Origin of the sequence: Actinoplanes sp. NPDC049548, assembly GCF_040676695.1 — a bacterium.
Taxonomy (GTDB): domain Bacteria; phylum Actinomycetota; class Actinomycetes; order Mycobacteriales; family Micromonosporaceae; genus Actinoplanes.
Window position 1 is genome coordinate 105909 of the sequence record NZ_JBFAPM010000005.1, and the last position, 16898, is coordinate 122806.

9 protein-coding genes are annotated in these 16898 nt (G+C 71.7%); 7 read left to right on the top strand and 2 right to left on the bottom strand.

Features of this window, described 5'->3' with window-relative positions:
- Positions 1-3: 3 nt before the first annotated feature.
- Positions 4-3642: a transcription-repair coupling factor gene (mfd, locus tag AB0J80_RS12380; RefSeq protein ID WP_364703959.1), complete on the bottom strand. Its 3639-nt coding sequence runs from the start codon at positions 3640-3642 to the stop codon at positions 4-6.
- Between the two features lie 192 nt (positions 3643-3834).
- On the opposite strand from mfd, the gene AB0J80_RS12385 reads away from it, so the two are divergent.
- The 4 genes from AB0J80_RS12385 to AB0J80_RS12400 all read left to right on the top strand — a co-directional run bounded on the left by AB0J80_RS12385 (position 3835) and on the right by AB0J80_RS12400 (position 10510).
- Positions 3835-5619: a hydrogenase maturation protein gene (locus AB0J80_RS12385; RefSeq protein ID WP_364703962.1), complete on the top strand. Its 1785-nt coding sequence runs from the start codon at positions 3835-3837 to the stop codon at positions 5617-5619.
- Between the two features lie 78 nt (positions 5620-5697).
- On the top strand, positions 5698-7518 hold the full coding sequence (locus AB0J80_RS12390; protein WP_364703965.1) for a glycosyltransferase: 1821 nt from the start codon (positions 5698-5700) through the stop codon (positions 7516-7518).
- Positions 7515-9464 (top strand): galactose oxidase early set domain-containing protein, encoded by a 1950-nt coding sequence (locus AB0J80_RS12395; RefSeq protein WP_364703967.1) that lies wholly within the window; start codon positions 7515-7517, stop codon positions 9462-9464. The genes AB0J80_RS12390 and AB0J80_RS12395 overlap by 4 nt, the downstream gene beginning before the upstream one ends.
- Positions 9464-10510: a glycoside hydrolase family 6 protein gene (locus tag AB0J80_RS12400; RefSeq protein WP_364703969.1), complete on the top strand. Its 1047-nt coding sequence runs from the start codon at positions 9464-9466 to the stop codon at positions 10508-10510. The genes AB0J80_RS12395 and AB0J80_RS12400 overlap by 1 nt, the downstream gene beginning before the upstream one ends.
- Before the next feature lie 5 nt (positions 10511-10515).
- Here the strand turns inward: AB0J80_RS12400 and AB0J80_RS12405 are convergent, their stop codons facing one another.
- Positions 10516-12090: a lysyl oxidase family protein gene (locus AB0J80_RS12405; RefSeq protein ID WP_364703971.1), complete on the bottom strand. Its 1575-nt coding sequence runs from the start codon at positions 12088-12090 to the stop codon at positions 10516-10518.
- Between the two features lie 174 nt (positions 12091-12264).
- Here AB0J80_RS12405 and ppc point away from each other — a divergent pair, with 174 nt between their 5' ends.
- From ppc to AB0J80_RS12420, 3 genes are all read left to right on the top strand, one after another.
- Positions 12265-15060 carry a phosphoenolpyruvate carboxylase gene (gene ppc, locus AB0J80_RS12410; protein ID WP_364703972.1) on the top strand — a complete coding sequence of 932 codons (2796 nt, stop codon included), beginning with the start codon at positions 12265-12267 and terminating at the stop codon, positions 15058-15060.
- A gap of 191 nt (positions 15061-15251) precedes the next feature.
- Complete coding sequence (locus AB0J80_RS12415) at positions 15252-15674, top strand: hypothetical protein (protein ID WP_364703975.1); 423 nt, start codon at positions 15252-15254, stop codon at positions 15672-15674.
- Between the two features lie 87 nt (positions 15675-15761).
- Positions 15762-16841, top strand: a complete 1080-nt coding sequence (locus AB0J80_RS12420; protein ID WP_364703978.1) for a lipase — start codon at positions 15762-15764, stop codon at positions 16839-16841.
- Positions 16842-16898 lie beyond the last annotated feature (57 nt).

The window sequence follows — 16898 nt, forward strand, 5'->3', positions numbered from 1 at the left end:
CTCTCACGCTCCGGTTGTGACTCCTGACACGGGGGCCGGAATGTCACCCAACACATCCTTGAGCAGCTGCGTGCACCACTGCAGCAGCGCCTGGTCGCGCAGCGGCTCCCCGCCGATCCGGCGGGTGCTCGGCCGCGGCACGCTGACCTGGTCGTTCGCCTGCTTGTAGACCGAGTCGGGGTGGTAGCGCTTGAGCCGCATCTGCTTCGAGTCGGGCAGCGGCAGCGGCGAGAAGCGCAGGTGCTTGCCCTGCACCGAGACGTCCGTGAGGCCGTACGCGCGGGCCACCAGCCGGAACCGGGCGACCGCGATGAGGTTGGCGACCGGCTCCGGCGGCGTGCCGTACCGGTCGGTCATCTCGGCGACCACCTCGTCGAGGCGGGCGTCTTCGCGGGCCTCGGCCAGCTTGCGGTACATCTCCAGGCGCAGCCGCTCCACGGCGATGTAGTCGGTGGGCAGGTGCGCGTCGATCGGCAGGTCGACCTTGACCTCCGTCTCCTCCTCGGGCCGCTCGCCCTTGAACGCCTGCACCGCCTCGCCGACCATGCGGACGTACAGGTCGAAGCCGACGCCCTCGATGTGGCCGGACTGCTCGCCGCCGAGCAGGTTGCCGGCGCCGCGGATCTCGAGGTCCTTCATCGCCACGTACATGCCGGCGCCGAGCTCGGTGTGCTGGGCGATGGTGGCGAGCCGCTCGTGGGCCTGCTCGGTCAGCGGCTTCTCGCGCGGATAGAGGAAGTACGCGTACGCGCGCTCCCGCCCCCGGCCCACCCGCCCGCGGATCTGGTGCAGCTGGGACAGGCCGAGCAGGTCGGCCCGCTCGACGATGAGGGTGTTGGCGTTCGCGATGTCGATGCCGGACTCGACGATGGTGGTGCAGACGAGGACGTCGAACTCCTTCTCCCAGAAGCCGACCATCACCTTCTCGAGCTGCTCCTCGCTCATCTGCCCGTGCGCCACCGCGACCCGCGCCTCGGGCACCAGCTCGCGCAGCTTGCGGGCGGCCCGGTCGATCGACTCGACCCGGTTGTGCAGGTAGAAGACCTGGCCGTCGCGCAGCAGCTCCCGGTGGATCGCGGCGGCGACCTGCTTGTCGTCCTGCGCGCCGACGAACGTGAGCACCGGGTGCCGTTCCTCCGGCGGGGTCGCGATCGTCGACATCTCCCGGATCCCGGTGATCGCCATCTCCAGGGTGCGCGGGATGGGCGTGGCCGACATGGTGAGCACGTCCACCGACGCGCGCAGGGCCTTGAGCTGTTCCTTGTGCTCGACGCCGAAGCGCTGTTCCTCGTCCACGATGATCAGGCCGAGGTTCTTGAAACGGGTCGAGTTGGCCAGCAGCCGGTGGGTGCCGATGACGATGTCGGCGGTCCCGTCGGCGGCCTGCTCCAGCGCCAGCGCCGCCTCCTTGGGCGTCTGGAACCGGGACAGCTGCTTGATGTTCACCGGGAACTGGCTCATCCGCTCGGCGAACGTGTTGTAGTGCTGCTGGACCAGCAGGGTGGTGGGCACCAGGATGGCGACCTGCTTGCCGTCCTGCACGGCCTTGAAGGCCGCGCGGACGGCGATCTCGGTCTTGCCGTAGCCGACGTCGCCGCAGATGAGGCGGTCCATCGGTACGGCCAGCTCCATGTCGTGCTTGACCTCGCTGATCGCCGCCAGCTGGTCCGGGGTCTCCGTGTACGGGAACGCGTCCTCGAGCTCGCGCTGCCACGGCGTGTCCGGGCCGAACGCGTGGCCCTTCGACGCCTGGCGGGCGGCGTACAGCTGGATGAGCTGGGCCGCGATCTCGCGGACGGCCTTGCGGGCGCGGGCCTTGCTCTTCTGCCAGTCGGCGCCGCCCATCTTGTGCAGCGACGGCGACTCACCGCCGACGTAGCGGGAGAGCTGGTCGAGCTGGTCGGTGGGGACGAAGAGCCGGTCGCCGGGCTGGCCGCGCTTGCTGGGGGCGTACTCGATGACCAGGTACTCGCGGTCGGCGCCGTTGACCGTGCGCTGCACGAGCTCGACGTAGCGGCCGATGCCGTGCTGCTCGTGCACCACGAAGTCGCCGGGCTTGAGCTCGAGCGGGTCGATGGTGTTGCGCCGCCGGCTGGGCATCTTGCGCATGTCCTTGGTGGACGCGCCGCGGCCGCCGCTGATGTCGTTGCCGGTGATGACGGCGAGCTTGGAACTGTCGTCGATGAAGCCGTGGTTGAGGCCGCCGCAGGTGATCAGGAGCTGACCGGGCTCGACCGCGGTGGCGATCGAGTCGGCCGGGGTGGCGCCGAGGCCGGCGTCGCGCAGCAGCTCGGTGGCGCGCTGGGCGGTGCCGTGGCCCTCGAAGACGAGCGCGATGGCCCACCGGTCGGCTGCCCAGCGCTGCAGGTCGGCGGCGAGGCGCGCGGTGTCGCCGTGGTAGAGCGGCACGGGCTGGGCCTTGAGCGCGACCGCGTCGCCGGTGTCGGGGCTGACCTCGACCTCCGGCGTCTCCAGCCAGGGCATGTCGGCGGCGGGCTTCTCGTCGGCCTCGGCCAGGCCGAACGGCGAGATGGTCCACCATGGCTGGTGCAGGGTGGCGGCGTGCGCGCGCACGTCGGCGAGGGTGCGGAACGCGGCGGCGCCGACGTCGATCGGCGCCTGCCCGCCCACGGCCGCCGCGGCCCAGCTGGCCTCGAGGAACTCGTCGGAGGTACGGGTGAGGTCGTGCGCCCGGGTGCGGATCCGCTCGGGGTCGCAGAGCAGCACGTGGGTGCCGGCCGGCATGCAGTCGACGAGCAGCTCCATGCTGTCGGTGCCCTGCAGCAGCGCCGGGGCGAGCGACTCCATGCCCTCCACGGGGATGCCCTCGGCCAGCTTGTCGAGGATCTCGGCCGGCTCCGGGTGCTGCTCGGCGAGCTCGGCCGCGCGGGCGCGCACCTGCGGGGTGAGCAGCAGCTCGCGGCACGGCGGCGCCCAGAGGCGCTCGGCCGGGTCGATGGTGCGCTGGTCGGCGACGGCGAAGGTGCGGATCTCCTCGACCTCGTCGCCCCAGAACTCGACCCGGGACGGGTGCTCGTCGGTGGGCGGGAAGACGTCGAGGATGCCGCCGCGCACCGCGAACTCGCCACGCTTGGTGACCAGGTCGACCCGGGCGTACGCCATGTCGGACAGCCGCCGCGCGACCTGCTCGAGCTCGGCCTCCCCGCCGGGCCGCAGCTCGACGGGCTCGAGGTCGCCCAGGCCCTTGAGCTGGGGCTGCAGCAGCGACCGGACGGGCGCGACGACGACCTGCAGCGGGCTGCCGCCGTCCTCCGCGGGGTGGGCGAGCCGGCGCAGGACGGCGAGCCGGCGCCCGACCGTGTCGGAGCGCGGGGAGAGCCGCTCGTGCGGCAGCGTCTCCCACGACGGGTAGACGGCGACGTTCTCGGCGGAGATCAGGCAGCCGAGGGCGTCGGCGAGGTCGTCGGCTTCCCGGCTGGTCGCCGTGACGGCGAGCACGGGACGGCCGGCGCCGCCGATCTCGGCCGGTCCCGCCACCGCGGCGACCACGAAGGGGCGCAGCGAGGCGGGCGCGGTCAGGTCGAGCGCGTCGGAGTCGACCCCACCCTTGCGGGCCAGGTCGCGGGCCCGCGCCAGCCCGCGGTCACGCAGGGCGGCCGGGACGAGGCCACTGAGTTGCATGAAAAAGACTCTCTCGAAGGCACATCGAAAAACCCCGACGCCAGTTGGACGGGGGGTATGCCCCCAAGCTTAGTCCGCCGTCCGGCGTGCCCGGTGTGACGGACCACTATCGGACAACATGTCCGACATAGCGGCAAACAGGTAGTCAACACTGCCCGTTTGTTCGGGGGAAGTGTTGTCTGGGGAGGCAATGTGCGGGTTCTTCTTCTCGTGTCCGCGTTCAACGGGCTGAGTCAGCGGGTGTGGTGCGCGTTGCGGGAGGCCGGCCACGACGTCGGCGTGCTGCTCGCCACCGGCTCGCAGGACATCATCGAGGGAGTCCGCGCCGCCCGGCCCGAGCTCATCCTGTGCCCGTTCCTCAAGGACCGGGTCCCCGCAGAGGTCTGGCAGCACGTCCCCACCGTGATCCTGCACCCCGGCCCGGTGGGCGACCGCGGTCCGTCCTCGCTCGACTGGGCCATCGCCGAGGGTGCGCCCGCCTGGGGCGTCACCGCCCTGCAGGCCGTCGAGGAGCTGGACGCCGGCCCGATCTGGGCGACCCGGACGTTCCCCATGCCCGCCGCGCCCCGCAAGTCCTCCCTGTACAACGGCCCGGTGGCCGACGCCGCGCTCGAGTGCGCGCTGGAGGTGGTGGCCAAGGCCGCGGATCCGGCGTTCCGCCCCACCGCCTCCACCGAGCTGACGGTCGAGGTGCAGGGCGCCCGGCCCCGGCCGGCCATGAAGCAGGCCGACCGGGCCTTCGACTGGACCGCGCCGACCGAGCACGTCATCCGGCGGATCCGGGCCGCGGACGGCGCTCCGGGCGTACGCACACAGCTGGCCGGCCTGGAGGTGTTCGCGTACGACGTGCACCCGGGGCTGACCCGCGGTGTCCGGCCCGGCACGATCGCCGCCCGCCGGCAGGGCGCGGTGCTGGTCGCCACCGGCGACGGCAGCGTCTGGCTGGGCCACCTGCGCGACGCGTCGGAGCCCGGCCGGTTCAAGCTGCCGGCCACCACGCTGCTCGGCAAGCGGCTGCGCGGCGTACCGCAGTCGCCCCTGCCCGCCGGGGTGGAACCGGAGGCGCCGTCGTACCGGCAGATCCGGTACCGGCGCACCGGGCCGGTCGGCTGGCTGGCCTTCGACTTCTACAACGGGGCCATGTCCACGGGCCACTGCCGGCGCCTGCTCGCCGCGTTCCGGCACGCCGCCGGGCAGGACACCCGGGTGCTCGTGCTGCGCGGCGGCACCGACGCCTTCAGCAACGGCATCCACCTCAACGTCATCGAGGCCGCCGCCGACCCCGCCGTCGCGGCGTGGGCCAACATCCGGGCCATCAACGAGGTCTGCACCGAGCTCATCCGCTGCACCCGGCAGGTCGTCGTGGCGGCGTACGCGGGCAACGCCGGAGCCGGCGGCGCCATGCTCGGCCTCGGCGCGGACATCGTGGCCGCCCGCGACGGCGTGGTGCTCAACCCGTACTACGACATGGGTCTGTACGGCTCCGAGCTGCACACGTACACCCTGCCGCGGCGCGTCGGCGCGGAGGCCGCCCAGCGCCTCATCGACGACAAGCTGCCGGTGAGCGCCGAGCAGGCCCGGTCACTGGGGCTGGTCGACGAGATCGGGCCCCGCCATCCCGAGGCGTACGGCGAGTGGCTGACCGCGCTGGCACACGAGCACGCCGACGCGCGCACCGCCCGCAAGATGCAGGCGGCCAAGGCGCGGCGGCTCGCCGGTGACCGGGTGCCGCTGGACGTCTTCGAGGCGCGCGAGCTCGCCGAGATGAGCAGCGACATGTTCGGCGACCGTTCCGGTTTCGCGGCCGCCCGCCGCGCCTTCGTCACCAAGGCGCGGGCCACGGCGACCCCGGCCCGGCTCCTGCTCGCCTCGGCGAAGGACGCCGCCCGCCCGCGCCAGCTCGGCCGGGTGCGCAACGCCGCTCCGGCCGCCGAGGCCCCGATGCGGGTGCGTTCGGCCGTACCGCTGTCTGCCTGACAGTCCTCGATTCATGAAGCACGGCGGTGTTCCGCCGTGCTCGTTTCCTGTTGCCCGGGTTCGATCCGAGAGGACGCGATGAGCGACCCTGCCCCACCTTCCCCCGAGATCCCCGCGCCACGCACGCCGGTCGACCCGTCGCTGGTGCGGGCGCTCAACGCCCCGACCGAGCTGCTGCCGGGCCGCTACGAGTACAGCGGCTACAGCGTGCTGGCCGGCCCGGCCGAGATGCCCGGGGACGGCCCGCAGCAGGTGCGGATGCGACCGCTGGCCCGGCGCCGCCCGGTGCTCACCGTGCTGATCACGCTGTTCGCCTTCGCCTTCGAGTCGACCTTCTTCGGCTGGCTGCTGTCCTCGATGGAGGTTCCCGACCCCGGCATGTCCCTGTGGCTCTACGCCGCGACCGTGTTCATGATCGCGGCGACCGGGCTGATCGAGCTGTTCCGCCTCGTCAACGTCTTCACCCTGTGCCTGGCCACGCTGTGGGCGCGTGATCCCGTGCCGATGGTGCCCGACGCCGGCCTGCGCGTCGCGTTCCTCACCACGATCGTGCCCGGCAAGGAACCCGTCGAGATGGTGGAACGCACGCTGCGGGCGGCGCGCAGGATCCGCCACAGCGGGCCGTACGACGTGTGGCTGCTCGACGAGGGCGACGACGACGCGGTCAAGGCGATGTGCGCCAGGATCGGGGTCAAGCACTTCAGCCGTAAGGGCGTCGCGCGGTACAACACCGAGGCGGGCGCGTACAAGGCGAAGACCAAGCACGGCAACTACAACTCGTGGGTCGACGCGCACGGCGACGACTACGACGTCTTCGTGTCCGTGGACCCCGACCACGTGCCGATGCCGAACTTCTGCGAGCGGCTGCTCGGCTACTTCCGCGACCCGGACGTGGCCTTCGTGGTGGGCCCGCAGATCTACGGCAACTACGACAACGTCGTGACCCGCTGGGCCGAGTCGCAGCAGTACCTCTTCCACTCGCTGTTGCAGCGGGCCGGAAACCGGCTCGGCATCTCGATGCTCGTCGGCACCAACAACGCCGTGCGCATCGCGGCGCTGCGCGCGATCGGCGGCCTGCAGGACTCGATCACCGAGGACATGGCCACCAGCCTGGTCGTCCACAGTGGGCGTAATCCGGAGACGGGCGAGCGGTGGCGTTCCGTCTACACGCCGGACGTGCTCGCGGTCGGCGAAGGCCCGTCGTCCTGGACGGACTACTTCTCGCAGCAGCACCGGTGGTCGCGCGGGACGGACGAGGTGGTGGTCACCTCGTTCGCGCGGTTCGCCTGGCGGCTGGGCTTCCGGCGAGGGCTGCACTACGCGCTGCTGATGTCGTACTACCCGCTGACCGCGCTGGCCTGGTTGCTCGGTGCCCTGAACGCCGTCTGCTATCTCGTGCTCGGCGCCAAGGGCGTCCAGGTGCCGCAGGAGGTGTGGCTCATGCTCTACGTCGACGCCGCGCTGTTCCAGGTCGGCCTCTACCTGTGGAACCGCCGGCACAACACCAGCCCGCACGAGGAGGCCGGGTCGTCCGGGCTCGCCGGCATGGTGATCTCGACGTTGTCCACGCCCGTCTACGTGTCCTCGTTCATCGGTGCCGTGCTGCGCCGCACCACCGGTTTCGTGGTGACGCCCAAGGGCGACTCGGCCAGCCCGGACCGGCTCCTCACCTTCCAGCAGAGCCTGCGCTGGGCCGCGTTCTACGTCTCGCTGCTCATCGCGGCCCCCATCGGCGGCCACGTCGACGGCGCGATGTGGCTGTGGCCCGGGCTCAACCTGATCCTCTGCCTCAGCCCGCCGGCCATCTGGGCGGGGCAGGAGCTCAAGCGCCGCAAGGCAGCCAAGGCACCGCAACCCGACAAGAGCACCACCGAAGAACCCGTGGAGTCGTACGCATGAAGCCCCGTCCCCGCCCGTCGACGCCCCGGCGCCTGCTGAGCGCCGGGATCGCCCTGCTGGTCCTCAGCGTGCTGGTGTTCGTGAACCGGCCGATGGTCGCCTTCGGCGCCGACGCCTACCACGACTTCACCATCAACCGGCAGTCGTACAAGGAGAAGTACGGCCACTGGTCGCGGCTGCCCGTACCGCCGGGTTTCCGGGTCAACGCGATCCACGCGGCGATGCTGAGCACCGGCAAGGTCCTGATCGTCGCGGGCAGTGGCAACAACCGCGACAACTTCGAGGCCGGCACGTTCCGGACCGTCCTGTACGACCCCGCGAAGGATGCGTTCAACGAGGTCCCCACGCCGACCGACGTGTTCTGCGCCGGGCACACGTTCCTGCCCAACGGCAACCTGCTGATCGCCGGCGGGACGAAGTCCTACGAGGTGCTGGAGAAGGACATCACCCACGCGGCCGGGGTCATGAAGATCAAGAACGAGGACCCGGCCGGCGGCCCGCGTACCTTCCCCAAGGGCACGACGCTGGTGGCGAAGAACGGCACCCAGTACCGCACCCGCACCGACCTGACCGTGCCGGCCGCGATGACGATGAAGCACGGCGACGAGGTGATGACCCACGCCGGCGAGGCGGAGGTCTGGGTGGACGCGGTCGAGGCCGGCGACGGGCCCATCGTGGACAATCCGGCGCAGTACACGGTTGCCGGTCTCACCGGCAAGGACAAGCAGAACGTCTACGGCCTCGCCGACAAGATCACCCGCGAGAAGCAGGAGTACGGCGGCGACAAGACGTCGTACGAGTTCGACCCGCGGGCCGAGCGCTACGTGCGCACCGGCGACATGGTGCAGCACCGCTGGTACCCGACGCTGGCCGAGCTGCCCGGCGGTGACGTGCTGGCCGTCTCCGGCCTCGACGAGTTCGGCCGGATGCTGCCCGGGCGCAACGAGCGCTACGTCAAGGACCAGAAGCGCTGGGTGGACGCGCCGGAGCTCAAGCGGGTCTTCCCGACGTACCCGGCGCTGCACCTGATGGCGGACGGCAAGCTCTTCTTCTCCGGGTCGAACGCGGGCTACGGCTCCGACACCGAGGGCCGTACCCCCGGGCTCTGGAACCTCAGGAACAACAGCTTCCGCGAGGTGCCCGGCCTGCGCGACCCGCGGATGACCGAGACCAGCTCCTCGGTGCTGCTGCCCCCGGCCCAGGACCAGCGCGTGATGATCTTCGGCGGTGGCGAGGTCGGCGAGTCCGCGGTCTCCACCGCCCGCACCGCTATCGCCGACCTCGACGAGCCGTCGCCGGCCTACACGCCCGGCCCGGACCTGCCGCAGCCGGCCCGCTACCTGAGCACCGTGCTGCTGCCCGACGACTCCGTCCTCACCACCGGCGGCTCGTCCGGATACCGCGGCGGCCGGTACGGCGACAAGACCCGCAGCGACCTGTTCAACGCGCAGATCTACCGACCCGCCGCCGGCCGGTTCGAGACCGCGGCGGACTCCACGGTCGGGCGCAACTACCACTCGGAGGCCCTGCTGCTGCCCGACGGCCGGGTCATCACGATGGGCTCCGACCCGCTGTACGACCCGAGCGGGCGCAACCCGGGCACGTTCGAGCAGCGGATCGAGGTCTACTCCCCGCCCTACCTGTTCCGGGGCCGGCGTCCGGTGATCGGCGCCGGACCGAAGGCCGTGCAGCGCGGCACGACGTTCGCCGTCGCCACCCGCGACGCCGGGCGGATCCGCGCCGCCCGGCTGATGCGGCCCAGCGCCGTCACCCACGTCACCGACCTCGACCAGCGCTCGGTGGCGCTCGACATCACCCCGGCGACCGGCGGCCTGGCGCTGTCCGTACCGAAGAAGCGGGGTCTGGTGCCGTCGGGCTGGTACATGCTGTTCCTCGTCGACGACAAGGGTGTGCCCTCGACGGCCCGCTGGATCCAGGTGCGCTGATGCCCCGGCACGCCGTCCACGCGAGCGGCCGGTGGCCGCTGGTCGCCGCCGGCCTGTCCCTCGTCGTCGTCCTCGCCGCCATCGTGGTGCTCTCGATGCGCGGCGAGGACTGGCCGGTCGTCGCCGGTCCCGCGGCGGTGCGGGCCTCCGCGTCCGCGCCGCCGCCCCTCCCCGGCCTCTACGTCGACCCGAACGGTGCGGCCGCGGAGCAGGTCCGCGAATGGGAGGCGGCCGGGAGGCACGCCGAGGCCACCGTGCTGCGCCGCATCGCCGACCGTCCGGTGGCGACGTGGTTCGCCGACGACAGCCCCGGATACGCCGACCGGGTCCGGCAGCTGGTGACGGCGGCTTCGGCGGCCGGCAAGCTGCCGGTCCTGACGCTCTACAACATCCCCGGCCGGGACTGCTCCGGCCAGTCGGCGGGCGGGGCCGCCGACGCGGAGACCTACCGGCGATGGGTACGCGACATAGCGGCGTCCCTGCACGGGCACCGCGCGCTCATCGTGCTGGAACCGGACGCGATCCCCCAGGCGGTCCGGGGCTGCCTCGACGCCGAGGACACGCGGGAACGGTACGGCCTGCTCGCCGAGGCGGTCGGGGCGCTGCGGGCGACCCCCGGCGTCCTCGTCTACCTCGACGCGGGCAACCCGGGCTGGATCACCGAGCCCGCCGAGATGCTCTCCGCGCTGCGCCAGTCCGGCATCGGCCGCGCCTCGGGGTTCGCGCTCAACGTGGCCAACTTCGAGACGACGGCCGACAACATCGCGTACGGGACCCGGCTGTCGGGGTTGCTCGGCGGCGCCCACTTCGTCGTGGACACCAGCCGCAACGGCAACGGGCCGGCGCAGAAGGGCGCCGGGGACCGGCACTGGTGCAACCCCACGGGGCGTGCGCTCGGCGACCCGCCGACGACGCGGACCGGGGAGCCGCTCGTGGACGCGTACCTGTGGGTGAAACGACCGGGCGAGTCCGACGGCGCCTGCGGAAGCGGTGCTCCCGCCGCGGGCCAATGGTGGCCCGAGTACGCCCTCGGACTCGCCCGGTAGGGCTCTTAGTCCAGCCCGTGCACCGACGGCACCTTGAGGGTGCGGTTGGTCGGCGTGCCGCCCAGCCGGATCTCACGCAGCGCGGTGTTGTTCGACGTGCTGAGCTCGGTGAGCTTCTTGGCGGGGTTCGCCTTGACCTCGATGTAGTACGTGCCGTTGGGCAGGTCGGTGACGTCGAAGGACTGGCCCGGCCGGTCCTGCGTGTACGTGTCACCGTTGCCGATGTCGAGCACCTCACGCACCGCCACGGCCGTGTTCTGTCCGCAGGCGCTGGAGAGGTCGGTGTTGTCCGGCCGCCACTTCGCGTTCGGGATGGTGTAGTCGACCGCGTCGGTGTTGGCCAGGCAGAAGGCCTCCTTGCCGCTGCGGACGGCCAGCTTCTTGTCCGAACGCAGCAGGTTGTACTGCGCGAAGTCGGTGAAGTGCCAGTGCCGGTGCCCCTCGCGGGCATCCCACTCCATCGTGCCGGCTGCGACCGACCCGACCTGCTTGCCCTTGGCGTCGAAGAAGTACTGGTAGGCGTCCATCAGCTCGGTGCCGGTGCGGCGGAACCCGTCGACCAGCAGCGGCGACGTTCCGCCGTTCCACACCGTGGCGCCGAAGTTCACGAACGTCTTGCCGTTCTCCTGCGCCAGCGAGATACCCCACGCGGGCAGCGAACGGAGGTCGGGCCGCGGGCCGCGCGGGATGCTCGCCCTCTGGACCGCCCTGGGCGCCTTGGCCGGCGGCCGGAAGCCCGGCTTGTACGCCGAGATCTGCAGCTTCGGGTCGCCCTGGCCGGCGTGCTCGCCGTGCTCGGCGAGGGCTGCCTTCTCGGAGGTGTCCTCGCCGGCCCGGGCGGCCTTGATCCGGGCCTGGGCCAGCGCGGCGCCGCGCTCGTTCTCCTCGACCGTCTTGACGGTGACGTTGACGGTGAGCGTGGAGTCGGCCGCCTTGATCTTGAAGAAGTCGCGGTACTTCTTGTTCAACGTGACGGTCGCCTTGTACTTCCCGTCGGCGAGGTCGAGGCTCCTGGCCTGCGGCATGCTGGCGACCTGGCCGTTCCAGCCGGCCTGGATACCCCACACCGCGCCCAGGTTGAACGGGTTGTACCCGCTGCAGCCCTGGGGGTACGGAGTCTCGGCCGGAGCGTCCCGCCGGGTGCGCGCTGAGGCGTACGAGTTCGGGCAGAAGTCCGTGTCGTACTTCGCCACCTGGGCACCGGAGGCGTTCTTGATGGTGACCGTCGTGAAGTTCTTGAGCCCGTTCCAGTCGGTGACCATTCCGGCCGGCAGGCTCACCGCCGTCCGCCTGCCGTTCTTGACGACATACTGCTTGGCCACGATCGGGTCCGCGTACGACTTGCGGGTCGCGCGGATCTCGAACGGGTTCTTGCCGGCGATCACGTTGACGCCCAGGTCGAGGTAGAGGTTCGCCTCCCCGTCCCAGACGTAGCGCTCCGCGGTGACGTTCGGCGTCGCGAGGGTGAACGTCAGCGCCGGCGGGTCGCTGGCCGCCGAGGCCACTCCGACACCCGCGCCCGCGAGCGCGACCGCTGCCGTGACGGCACCGGCCGTGAGCAGCCGAGTCCTGCTAGTCATGCATTTCCTCCCCCAGAGGTTTCGTGGGGCACAGGTAAGCCGGAAAGGTGTGAAGCAGACGTAAGGAGATATGAGACTTACCTCAAAGCACCCCGCCGCAGCACGGCACCGATACGATCGCGGGGAGTCGGGACAGCGCTGTCCTCCGCACGTGTCTTGCAAAGGAGCGCCCCGGTGACAGACCAGCACGGCCAGCTCGACCCCGACGGCCCCGACGCCGCCCTGCGCGCCGACATCCGCCGCATCGGCACGCTGCTCGGCCAGACCCTCGCCCGGCAGGAGGGCAAGCCCCTGCTCGACCTGGTCGAGGAGGTCCGCGCCCTGGTCCGCGCGGACGCCCCGGCGGCCGCCGAGCGGCTCGCGGCCATGGACGTCACGACCGGCACCAAGCTGGCCCGCGCCTTCTCCACGTACTTCCACCTCGCGAACATCACCGAGCAGGTGCACCGGTCGCGGGACCTGCAGCGCCGCCGCGCCCGCGACGGCGGCTGGCTCGACCAGGCCGCCAAGCGCATCGCCGAGCGCGGGGTGCCGGCCGACGAGATCGCCGCGGCCGCGCGCAGGCTGGCCGTACGCCCGGTGTTCACCGCCCACCCGACCGAGGCCGCGCGCCGCTCGATCCTGTCGAAGCTGCGCCAGCTCGCCGACTCGCTGGACGCCGAGGCCAGCGCCGCGGTCCTCTACGGCGCCTCGGACACCACCGCCTCGACCCGCCGCTTCGCCGAGCTGATCGACCTGCTCTGGCAGACCGACGAGCTGCGCCTGGACCGGCCGGACCCGACCGACGAGGCCCGCAACGCCGTCTACTACCTCAAGGACCTGTACGCCGAGGCCGCCCCGCAGGTGCTCGACGACCTCGCCGAGACGCTGCGCCAGCTCGGCGTCGAGACCGCGCCGACCGCCCGCCCGCTGACCTTCGGCTCGTGGATCGGCGGCGACCGCGACGGCAACCCGTTCGTCACCCCGGCCGTCACCAAGGACGTGCTGATCATCCAGCACGAGCACGGCATCCAGGCCACCGAGGCCGCGATGGACGCGCTCATCGACGAGCTGTCGGTCTCCCGGCGGCTGCGTGGCGTCTCCCTCGACCTGTCGGCCAGCCTCGCGGCGGACCTGGACGCGCTGCCCGAGGTGGCGCCCCGGTTCCGGCGGACCAACGCCGAGGAGCCGTACAGGCTCAAGGTGCGCTGTGTGAAGGCCAAGCTGGCCAACACGCGACTGCGACTGCGCCAGGGCACCGCCCACGTGCCGGGCCGCGACTACCTGGGCAGCGACGAGCTGATCGCCGACCTCGAGCTGATCCGGGCCTCGCTCGCACGCAACTCCGGCCAGCTCACCGCCGTCGGCACGGTCGCCTCGGCCATCCGGACGGTCTCGGCGTTCGGCCTGCAGCTGGCCACGCTCGACGTGCGCGAGCACGCCGAGAAGCACCACGAGGTGCTGGCCCAGATGTACACGCAGGTCGGCGAGGTCGGCGACTACGCGGCGCTGAGCCGCGAGGAGCGGACCAAGCTGCTGGCCACCGAGCTGGGCGGACGCCGGCCGCTGTCGTCGGCGGACACCCCGCTCACCGATTCCGCCCGCAAGACCTTCGACGTCTTCAACGCCATCCGCGACTCCCAGGACCGCTTCGGCTCGGACGTCATCGAGTCGTACATCATCTCGATGACCCTCGGCGTCGACGACGTGCTCGCCGCCGCCGTGCTGGCGCGCGAGGCGGGCCTGATCGACACGCACAACGGCCGCGCGCGGATCGGCATCGTGCCGCTGCTGGAGACCCCGGCCGAGCTGGACGCCGGCGGTGAGCTGCTCGACGAGATGCTCTCCCTGCCCGCCTACCGGGAGATCGTCCGGGCCCGCGGCGACCTCCAGGAGGTCATGCTCGGCTACTCGGACAGCAACAAGGAAGGCGGCATCACCACCAGCCAGTGGTCGATCCACAAGGCCCAGCGCGCGCTGCGCGACGTGGCCGCCCGGCACGGCGTCCGGCTGCGCCTCTTCCACGGCCGCGGCGGCACGGTCGGGCGGGGTGGCGGCCCCACCCACGAGGCGATCCTGGCCCAGCCGTACGGCACCCTCGACGGCGCCATCAAGGTGACCGAGCAGGGTGAGGTCATCTCCGACAAGTACACGCTGCCGGCGCTGGCCCGGGAGAACCTGGAGCTGACCGTCGCCGCGGTGCTGCAGGCCACCCTGCTGCACAAGGAGCCCTCGGTCGACCTCAAGTCGCTGGCCCGCTGGGACGCGGCCATGGACACGGCCTCCGCCGCGGCCTTCCGCCGCTACCGCGGGCTGGTGGAGAACCCGGACCTGCCGGCGTACTTCTGGGCGGCGACGCCGACGGAGCTGCTCGGCGCGCTCAACATCGGCTCCCGCCCGGCCAAGCGGCCCAACGCGGACGCCGGCCTGAGCGGCCTGCGGGCCATCCCGTGGGTCTTCGGCTGGACCCAGACCCGCCAGATCGTGCCCGGCTGGTTCGGCGTCGGCACCGGCCTGGCCGCCGTCCGCGAGAACGGCGACGCGGACGTGCTGCGCGAGATGTTCGCCGACTGGCAGTTCTTCCGCACGTTCATCTCGAACGTGGAGATGATGCTGACCAAGACTGACCTGACCATCGCCCGCCGCTACGTGGAGACGCTGGTGCCGGCCAGGCTGCAGCCGATCTTCAGCACGATCGAGCAGGAGTACGAGAAGACGGTCCAGGAGGTCCTCGCGATCACCGGCAACGAGCGCCTGCTCTCGGCGCAGCCGGAGCTGTCCCGCACGCTCAGCGTCCGCGACACCTACCTGGAGCCGCTGCACCACCTGCAGGTGGCCCTGCTGAGGCAGTACCGCGACCTCGGCGACGGCGACCGGCAGCCGGCCACCGCTCCGGGCTCACGCCGCGCGCCGTCGGACTCCACGGCGCTGGAGCGGGCGCTGCTGACGACCGTCAACGGCATCGCCGCCGGCATGCGCAACACCGGCTGAGCACCGCGCCGCGAACGGGCCGGGCACCCTCTGGTGCCCGGCCCCCGCTCGGCGGGATGTGCTTCGCGGGACTCAGGGCTCTCCAGGGCAGCGGCAAGTTGCCGCCAGTCGGATCGGAGGGGACCCACGAGCGCACGGGATTCGGCCAAAGAGCGGACGCTGCGCTCACGAACGGCTGCTACGGTGCTCCGATGACCTTGGCGGCAGCGCGCAGCGCGGTTCCGGTCCGCAGCCGAAGTGACGTGTGGCTTCTCGTCGTGGCGCAATATGGCTACGCGGCGTGGTTCGCCGTGTGCGTGTACCTCGCGCTGGCACGTGCCGCCCAACTCGCCGGCCATTGGTACGTGCCCGCGGCCAATGATGCCTTCACCGGCAACGCCGACATCATGGCCGGCTGGGCTTGGGCAAGCCCGGTGACCACGACACTGTCCTCGGCGTGGATGGTCCTGCCCGTGGCACTGATCGCCTCTGCCGTTTCCTTCCTGTTCGGTTACACCAGTGGCCGTCGCGCACTGTCCGTCGCCCTGATCGGCAGCACCATCGCCATGTTGCTCACCGCAGTAGCTGCTTCCACCCCGGTGATCCACTCGATCAGCGGCTGGCTGATCGACTGACCGTGCATCGCGTAGGCAGCGACGCAGGCGGCAAGCTCAGGGGATGTGCCGGATGTTCCGGCCAGCGCTTCTCGCAAGACTGTCCGAATGCGACTCCTTCTCGCGGCTCTGATGGCTTTCAGCAGCGCCGCGCCCGCCGCGCCCGCCCCGCCCACGTTGAGCCTCAGCCCGCCGACCGGCCCGCTACCCGTCGGCGTCACGACCACCTACCTGCGCGACGACTCCCGCGCCGACCCCTGGGTGCCCTCCCGGCGGCGCGAGCTGATGGTGTCGCTCTGGTATCCGGCGGCCTCGAAGGTCACCGCGACCGCGCCGTACGTCACGCCGCGCGAGTCGGAGTTGATCCTCCAGGGGCTGCACCGCACCGAGTTCCCGGGTGACGCGCTCAGCACCGTACGGACGAATGCCGGGCCGGACGCCCGGCCGGGACCCGGACGGCATCCGCTGGTGGTGCTCTCCCCCGGGTTCTCGCTGCCGCGGTCGAGCCTGACCGGCCTGGCGGAGGACCTGGCCAGCCGCGGTTACGTCGTCGCCGGGATCGACCACGCGTACGAGTCGTTCGCGGTCACCTTCCCCGACGGCCGGGTCGCGACCTGCCTCGTCTGCGACACCGACGACTACGCCGGGGTGGCCCGGGGACGGGCCGCCGACGTCTCGTTCGTGCTCGACCGCCTGCTGGACCGCGGCTCCGCCTGGCGGTCGCTGATCGACCCACGACGCATCGCCATGGGCGGTCACTCGATCGGTGGTGCCGCCGCGGTCGCCGCCATGCAGGCCGACCGGCGGATCGCCGCGGGTTTCGACCTCGACGGCTCGCTGTTCGTGCCGCCCGCCGGGCTGGACCGCCCGTTCCTGCTGCTCGGAACGGAGAGCGATCACCTGCCCGGCGGCGACCACTGGTGGGACGAGGGCTGGCCGCAGCTCACCGGCTGGAAGCGATGGGTCACCGTCGCCGGCACCGGGCACTTCTCGTTCATCGACTATCCGGAGCTCGCCGACCAGGTGGGTGGTGTCGAGCCGGGCATGCTGTCCGGTGCCCGCAGCACGCAGATCACCAGCGCGTACGCCGCGGCCTTCCTCGACCGGCACCTGCGCCACCTGCCCCGGCCGCTGCTGGACGGGCCCTCGCCGCGGTTCCCCGAGGTCACCTTCTCCCACCTGGGATAGAGACACGACTCAGGGGTGAGTCCGGGTCATTACCTGATCCGTACAGGTGACCGCTGT